This is a genomic window from Hallella faecis (assembly GCF_018789675.1).
GTDB lineage: Bacteria > Bacteroidota > Bacteroidia > Bacteroidales > Bacteroidaceae > Prevotella > Prevotella faecis.
On sequence record NZ_JAHKBE010000015.1, the window covers coordinates 52,328 to 60,254 of the forward strand.

The following is a 7,927-nucleotide window of genomic DNA, read 5'->3' on the forward strand; positions in this document are numbered from 1 at the left end:
CCCAAATGTTATATGTGCCAGGTCAGCCCGAGGCGTGTCTCGAAGGTGCGTGCGTTCACGTTGTCGTGATAGGCGTAGCGTGTTTGTCTGACGAAGTAGCTGGCTCCCCAACTGATGCTGAGCGGGCCGCGCAGGTCAAACTCCCACATCGACGACAGCTCCAGCAGTTCGGCGTTGCTCTTGTCGCCTTGGGCGTTGAGATAGAGCGGGTCGGTGTGCTCCAGGTCCTTTCCCTCATATCCCTTCCAAGTGAAGATGCGGTAGTAGTTGGCGTGCAGGATGAAGCGGCCGATGCTTCTGAAGTCCATTTGCGTCTTGGTCTTCACCGAGAATCCCGACCCCATGTTGTAGTCGCGGTCGATCACGTTGTAATAGTCGCTCTTGGTTCCTCCCAACAGTATTCCGCTGAGGTAGATGCGTTGTTCCAGGCGGTTGAGCGCACCCACTTGTGGGAAACGCATCAGCATGCCGGGACCCAGTGCGGCGGCCTCCGATATGCGGTAGGGGGTTAGTTGGGTGCCGTCTTTCACCGGTTTCGAGTCGTAGTAGTTGAAGTGTTGGAAGAGTCCCACCTCGGCTTCCATGTCGCTGTTGGTCTCCACGCTCTTTCCCCAGATGCGGCCCACGATGTGGAGCCGGTTGATGAGCGGTTGGTTGGCCGACATGCCCACCGTGGCCTCCAGCGAGAAGAAGTCGAAGGGCTTCGTGCCGTTGGCCTCAAACGGGTGGCCATACTCCAGAAAGAGGTTGATGTAGGGGTTCCATTCGCCTCGGAAGAGCGCGCCGTCGTCGGAGAGGTAACGTGTTCCGAGCGCCACGCTGAAGTCGATGGGCGTCCGCTTGGCGTCGTAATACTTGTTGTGGTCGTTTCTCACACGCCATGCGCTTCCCGTCAATATGCGGTTGAACCCACCCATGGGGTTGATGAGCGTGGCGGCTGCCTCGCGCAGGAAGCGGCGGAAGCCCCGACTGCTGTCGTTGAGGATGATCTCCGATATGCGATGGGTCACCTCGCCAATGCAGATGCCGCCCATCGTGGTGGCCATGAGGTCGTTGATGGCTGGCGGCTCAATCTCGCCGCAGGTCTCCCACATGAGCGATCCGGCGAAGGCATAGGGTGCGCTCTGCCAGAACGACAGGCCGCTCGATCGCGCCGCGTTGAAATAGAGGTTGCCGTGGTAGGGATGGGCGAAGAGGTTGGTGGAGAACTGGTCGTTGTCCCATACCCAACCGTTGTCGATGTTATGTTTGATGGTCTTGAAGTTGACCTTGGCAAAGTCTTCGTTCATCACAAACCGGTCGAAACAGTGTACCAACACATTGATGCCCGCCGTTTCGGCAGCCGCCTTCCAGAAGTTGCGCCGCCCGTCGTTCCATTGTCCCAATGGCACGTGGCCTGTGGTGTCGGTCGTGGCCCTTGTTCCCGGCGTGTAAGGGTCAGGGCGATGGTTCCAGCGTATGGCCAAGCCACCCTCCACAATCAGTTCGTCCTTGTAGTGTTGCTGGTGATGGTAGTAGCGCGTGTTGGCGTAGCCCACCGAGGCGAACACTCCCAGGTGGCGGTTTATCTGGTAGTCGGCGTTGAGGCGCGCCTGCAAGGAGAACAGGCGGTTGGGGCGCTGCTGCGAGCTCTCCTCAAACGACTCGATGTGGGCGTAGCCGATGTCGCCGCTCAGCGACCACCGGTCGTTCAACCTGAAATATTGTCCCAAGCGATAATAGAGGGCGCCCGAGAAGTGGCCGTCGAAGCCCACGTAGGGCGATCCCACACCAATGATGTTGTAGGTGGATCGGTTGCGGAATCGCAGCGCCATGTTGGCTGCCGTGTTGCTGCCGCCAAACGCCATCACGTCGATGAGCGTCGAAGGGTTGATGTTCACCAGTCCGATCTTTTTGGCGCGCGTGTCGTGTGTGTAGTTCACCAATCCCACCTGCACGCCGTGGGGATGTTCGAGCGCCACATTGATGAGTCCCACCTGCGATCCTGTGAGCGTGTCGGCGTAGTTGTAGCCGCCCACCTGCAGTCCGCGCATGCTTCCCGACACCACATTGGCCAGCAGGCCCACCTGCGTGCCGCGGCGAACGCCCATGGCGATGTTCGACCCTAACGACAGTTGCAATCCCCTGAACGGTTGCATGGTGACGTTGTAGAACGCAGCCGCCTGCACACCGCGCAGCGATGTGGCGTAGTTGTTGATGGCCGACAGCTGCACACCTCGCACCACACCATAGCCTGATGTTATGGCTTGCAGCGATGCGCCCCGCAGGGTATCGGCCGCTCCCACGATGCCCAGATCCACAGCTTTGGTGCGGGTGGAGTCGGCGTTGCGGTGGCCGATGGCCAGCGAGAGGCTTGCGCCGTGGTTGCGGTGGGGCGTTTGGGCGACGACCGATGGGACGATACCTACCGATATAATTAGGAGTAAGAGGGCTTGATGAATTCTTTTCATGGGAATGGTGGGTTGAAATGTATGGGCTTGACGCCTTATTGTTGCAAAAGTACAGAATAATTTTGATAGGCTCGATGAAATGTCTTAACTTTGACTACGCAAAAAACATTTATTATGAAGATAGGAGTGTTCTGCTCAGCCAATGAGCATATCGACCCCGATTTCTTCCGTTCGACGGAGGAGCTGGGCCAATGGATTGGTAGCGAAGGCCATCAGCTGGTCTTCGGAGGTTGCAATATGGGACTGATGGAGTGTGTGGCGCGCGCCACGCACGAGGCGGGTGGCACTACCATTGGCATGGTGCCGCGTGTGGTGGAGCAAGGTGGCCGTGTGTCCGACTATGTGGATGTGCATGTGGCTTGCGACAACCTCTCCGATCGCAAGGACCTGATGTTGGCCCAGAGCGACGTGCTCATTGCCTTGCCGGGGGGCATTGGCACGCTCGACGAGGTGTTTACCGTGGCGGCAAGCCACACCATAGGCTATCATCGCAAGATGGTGATCCTCTACGACATGAAGGCTTTTTGGGCTCCGCTCATAGCCCTGCTCGACGACTTGCAGGCGCGTGGCTTCATCCGTGGCCATTGGACCGACTTCATCCGTGTGGCCCATTCGCTCGACGAGATACGGCAAGAGGTGAACAGAATCTGATAATCCTTATATTCTTCCTGTTTCGGTCTAACGGCCGATTGGGTTAAACGCAACAACGGGCTATTCCCTCGTGTGGGGAATGGCCCGTTGTGTTAGAAGCCTATGTTAGGGCTTTGCGGGCTTATTTGGCTCCGATCTCCTGGAGCAGGCGGTCGGCATGACCCCAGCGGTCCATGAGGTAGAGCACGAAACGAATGTCGACCGAGATGGTGCGAGCCAGCACCTTGTCGAACATGATGTCGGAAGCCAGGCTGTCCCAGTTGCCGTCGAAGGCCAAGCCGATGAGGCGGCCCTGACCGTCGAAGAGGGGCGAACCACTGTTTCCACCCGTGATGTCGTTGTTGGTGAGCAGGCAGAGTTGCATCTTGCCCGTTGTCTTGTCGGCATAAGGGCCGTAGTTGGAGGCGCTCATCAGCTCGTGCATGATAGGCTCGGCCTGATAGTCGATCACGCCCTTGTCGCCGGCCTTCATCTTCTCCACGATGCTTTCTGATGCGGTGTAGTAGCCCGAGGGTTGGCCGCCGATGTTGTATCCGCCCACGCGGCCATAGCTCAGGCGCATGGTGAAGTTGGCGTCAGAGTAGTGGGGCATGTCCTCCTCCATGCGCAGCTTGGCTGCACAGAGCATGCGCTCTTGGTCCTCAATGCGCTCGGTGTTGGCGCCCAGGGCCTTCTTCAGGCGCTCAGCCACCTCCTTGAGGTCCTTGCCCAGGCGTACGCCGGGATCCTTGTCGAAGGCCTTGTTGTTGAAGTAGATGCGCTTGTTGTTCTTCATCAGCACGGTCTTGCTCCAGATGTCGTCCACGAAGCGGCGATAGTCGTTGCCATACTCGTTGGCGATGGTGGTGTAGAAGGCCGGCAGGTTGCGCACGTCGGCAATGTGCTCCTTGTAGTTTTTCAGCGAAACGGCCAGCACCTCCTTGTCGAGGCCCTCGTCCCAGGTCTTCTGGTCGTCGTCGTAGAGCAGGTAGCTCTTGCTCGGCTTCTTCTCGTTGCGCACCACATTGGGACCCTGTGCGCCCATCATGGCGCGTGTGGTGAGCTCGTTGGTGCGGCTGAAGCTCTCGCTGAGCAGCAGCAGGTCGTGAGAGGCTGTGCTGTTCTGGGCGTAGAGCGCCTTCAGGGTGTCGAAGTTGAGCTGGCCCTTCAGGTAGCCTGTCGAGTCGACGTATGCCTTGATGCGGAACTCATAGTCGCGCTTCTGCTGGATGAGGCCGATGGAGTCGATACACTTGTTCATGCCGATGGAGTTCTTCCAATAGTTGGAACTGGTGGCAAACTTAGAATCATACTTGATGCGAACGGCCTCGTCGGCTCTCATGTGGCGAACCATCACGTCCTGCTTCACGCCGCGGGCTTGTGAGCGGGTGGCGTTGCGCATGTGCATCTGCTCGATGCCATAGCTCGACAGGTAGCGCTCGGTGGATCCGGGATAACCCATGGTCATGGCGAAGTCGCCTTCCTTATAGCCCTGCATGGACACAGGAGCCCAGTGCTTGGGATGATAGGGAACGTTGTCCTTGGAGTAGCGGGCAGGACCATTGGTCTTGGGGTCGGCGTAGATGCGGAACACGCTGAAGTCGCACGTTTGGCGCGGCCACATCCAGTTGTCGGTCTCGCCGCCAAACTTACCCATGCTCTTGGGAACGGTGAACACCAGGCGGAGGTCGTCAAACTGCTGGTAGGTGGTGGCAATCCACTGGTTGCCCTCGTAGAAGGCGTCGATGCTCACGTAGAGCGTAGAGTCCTGCGCCTTCGCCTGCTGTGTCATGATGTTCTCCAGCGAGTCGACGGCAGCGGCCTGTCCCTCACGGCTGAGCTTGCTGAAGCCGGCCTTCTCGAGAACCGGGGTCACATCCTCCTGCTTCACCATAAAAGCCACGAACATGTCCTCGTTGGGAAGTTCCTCGGCATAGCTCTTGGCGTAGAAGCCATTGAGCATGTAGTCGTGCTCCACGGTGGAGTGGGAGCGGATGCTCTCGAATCCACAGTGGTGGTTGGTGAACACGAGGCCGTCGGGGCTGACCACAACACCTGAGCAATAGCCCGAGAAGTTGACCACGGCGTTCTTAACGGCCTGGTCGCCTTGGTACAGACTGCCGTAAGGCAACTGGAAACCGTAGCCGCACATCTGGTCGTAGACCTGAGTGGGCAAGTTGTAGAGCGTCCACATTCCCTCGTCGGCTGAAGCCGGCATGCTCAGGGTTAGGGCCGCCAGTGCGATAAATTGTTTGAGTTTCATAATGGATATGTTGTTGTATTATTGTCTAAATGCCCTTGGCCCTTGAGCCTTAGGGTGTATGTTGAACGATAAACGGTGCAAAATTACCTATTTTTTGCCTGAGGAGCGACTAAATGAACATAAAAAAGTGGTATCTTTGCAGCAATCGTTCTAATCTGAAATCGCAAAACAACTAATTTATATCTATGACAATCAAAACATTACTTCTTTCTTTAGCGATGGCAGGAGGTTCGCTTGGCGCGTCGGCGCAAGCCTACCACGACATTACTTCGGCCTATCTGCTCAACGCTGGTTTTGACACAAATTACACCTATGCCGTTGGCGACGAGGGCAATGTAGCGCCCAACGACATCAATTCCGTCAACTTTTGGGATGTCACATCGGTGAAGGCTGGTGTGCTTGGCGTGTGGCAATGGGGCTCGGCCAAGACCTTCTGCGGCCTCAGTGTGCCCGCCACGGGCTATGATGGCGTGGCTGGTGGTGGCTTGGCCTTCGGCTTGGTGACCACCAGTGGCATCAACATGCTGCAAGACTCGGTGAAGTTGCCCGCTGGCGACTATGAGGTGGTGATGGCCGTTTACAACGCCGCCGACAATGAGGAGGTGAGCACCAACTCATCGGCTTGGCATCCCTACAACACCCGCCTGTCCGCTCGTGTGCCGTTTACCAACACCAAGTTTGCCGCCCACGCATGGACTACCGATACCATTTCGTTCACCCTCGACCAAGAGGTGGCAGGCCGTTTGCGCCTGGGCTTTAGCGCTCGCAAGGAAGACCACGCCATGCCCGTGGTGGACTGGGTGAAGATTTTGCGCGCCACACCGCTCGGCGACGCCGACCTGGCGTTGCGCCGTGCCGACCTGGAGAGCGCCATTGCTGCTGCCAACGCGGTTCTGGGCGACGCCCAAGGCACAGCCGCCGATGAGCTGCGGGCAACCGTGGCCCAGGCTGAGAGCCTGCTGAACAACGAGGAGGCCGACCTGGCCGACCTCTTGGTGGGTGCCACCAGCCTCAAGGCAGCTACCGCCAACTTCAAGTGGGGTAACTCCATCAAGGTGGTGACCGACAAGCGCTATCTGCGTGGAGCCACCATGGCCTTCGGTCGCATGAGCACCACGGCCAAGGCTACCGACATCAAGGAGCAGGGTTTCGTGATTAGCACGCAGGCCCATCCCACGGTGGCCGACACGAAGCACACCTCCACGCTCTCGAACAATGGCACCATCTATTGCTTCAAGAACCTGAAGCCCGCCACCGAGTATTTCATGCGCTCGTATGTGGAGAACAAGAAGGGCAATGTGGCTTATGGCGACGAGATCCGTTTCTACACCATCCCCAAGGGTAACATCACGCCCACCATTCGCAGCATCAGCGACGAGGCTGTGCGCAAACGTATCACCGATGCCGTGAACACCGCCACCGACCTGTGGAACAACCTCACGGAGATGCGCGACTTCCGACCCAGCGTGGGCTATGAGCCCGGCACACCGACTGCCGACTGCTCGTATGGCGGATGGGTGCGTGTGGGATCCAACACTTCTTACCAATCGGCTGGAACCATCATGCACGAGTGGTTGCATGGAGTGGGTGTCATTCCTTGGGCCGACACGCAATGGAGTGTAGTGGGTGTGCTTCGCTCAGGCAGCCAGAGCGTCAGTGGCTCACAGAAAGGATCGGGCAACTGGTTGGGCGAGCGTGTGTCGGCCGTGCTCGATTTCTGGGACAACACCACGGGATCGTTCCTCCATGGCGACTACCAGCACATGTGGCCCTATGGCATCAACGGTGCCAACGAGGACAACCATAGCGATGTTCTCTATTATGGCAACAGCCTGGTGTGCCAGGCACTCGGCGAGGATGGCTTGGAGCACACCTCGAGCCACTACGCTGAGCCTTACTGGGCCTTCGAGCACCAGGAGGGTGTGAAATATTACATCACCAATGAGAAGAAGGAGAATGGCCGTTACCTGTCGTACCTTACGGAGCGCGGCACCGCCGGCACGCTGACGCTCTGCCAGAAGAGCGCCGATGAGCTGGCCGCCAACGACAGTTGCGCTTGGTACATCAGCTTCACGCCCGACAACCAGTACTTCCAGTTCCGCAACGCCGCTACGGGCCGTTACATCACGTTCAATGGCTCCACCTTCAGCGCGAAGAACGTGATGCCCGCCGACCAGCAGGACTTCCAGCTAATGAAGGGTCGCGTGGATGCTGATGAGGATGGCACACGCGGTTTTTGGATCACACGCCATGCCGCCCGCAACCCGATGACGATGGCCGCCTCGAACGCCACTACGCTCACGCGCACCACGTTCAACCTGGCCAACTCGGCCACGGGACAGCGCTGGGTGATCCTCGATGAGGCGCAGATGCGCGCCAAGACCACCACGGCCATGGGCATTGAGAGCATCACCGACAAGCAGCAGAACGCTGCCGCTGTGGCTCGCGAGGGCGTCTACACCCTCGACGGTCGAAAGGTGGCCCGCAGCGCCAATGACCTCAGCGGTCTGTCGCACGGCATCTATATTGTAGGGATGCTCGTAAATCAGTCAAAAACAACCTAACGATCTAATTGTCAGTGTTA

At 58.2% G+C, this 7,927-nt stretch carries 4 protein-coding genes; 2 read left to right on the forward strand and 2 right to left on the reverse strand.

Annotation, left to right across the window (positions count from 1 at the left end):
• Nucleotides 1–8 precede the first annotated feature (8 nt).
• Nucleotides 9–2,450, reverse strand: coding sequence for a DUF3943 domain-containing protein (locus KM934_RS05430; RefSeq protein WP_215759611.1), 2,442 nt, complete (start codon nt 2,448–2,450; stop codon nt 9–11).
• Between the two features lie 114 nt (nt 2,451–2,564).
• Between KM934_RS05430 and KM934_RS05435 the strand changes: the two genes are divergently transcribed.
• Nucleotides 2,565–3,101 carry an LOG family protein gene (locus tag KM934_RS05435; RefSeq protein WP_215759612.1) on the forward strand — a complete coding sequence of 179 codons (537 nt, stop codon included), beginning with the start codon at nt 2,565–2,567 and terminating at the stop codon, nt 3,099–3,101.
• Nucleotides 3,102–3,222: 121 nt separating this feature from the next.
• Here the strand turns inward: KM934_RS05435 and KM934_RS05440 are convergent, their stop codons facing one another.
• A complete protein-coding gene (locus KM934_RS05440) occupies nt 3,223–5,343 on the reverse strand; it encodes a S46 family peptidase (protein WP_215759613.1) in 2,121 nt (706 codons plus the stop codon).
• Between the two features lie 185 nt (nt 5,344–5,528).
• Between KM934_RS05440 and KM934_RS05445 the strand changes: the two genes are divergently transcribed.
• Nucleotides 5,529–7,907 carry an RICIN domain-containing protein gene (locus KM934_RS05445; RefSeq protein WP_215759614.1) on the forward strand — a complete coding sequence of 793 codons (2,379 nt, stop codon included), beginning with the start codon at nt 5,529–5,531 and terminating at the stop codon, nt 7,905–7,907.
• Nucleotides 7,908–7,927 lie beyond the last annotated feature (20 nt).

Bases quoted from the DNA above. Each gene is read 5' to 3' on its own strand.
- KM934_RS05430 (WP_215759611.1), bottom strand. From the start codon at position 2,450: ATGAAAAGAATTCATCAAGCCCTCTTACTCCTAATTATATCGGTAGGT.
- KM934_RS05435 (WP_215759612.1), top strand. From the start codon at position 2,565: ATGAAGATAGGAGTGTTCTGCTCAGCCAATGAGCATATCGACCCCGAT.
- KM934_RS05440 (WP_215759613.1), bottom strand. From the start codon at position 5,343: ATGAAACTCAAACAATTTATCGCACTGGCGGCCCTAACCCTGAGCATG.
- KM934_RS05445 (WP_215759614.1), top strand. From the start codon at position 5,529: ATGACAATCAAAACATTACTTCTTTCTTTAGCGATGGCAGGAGGTTCG.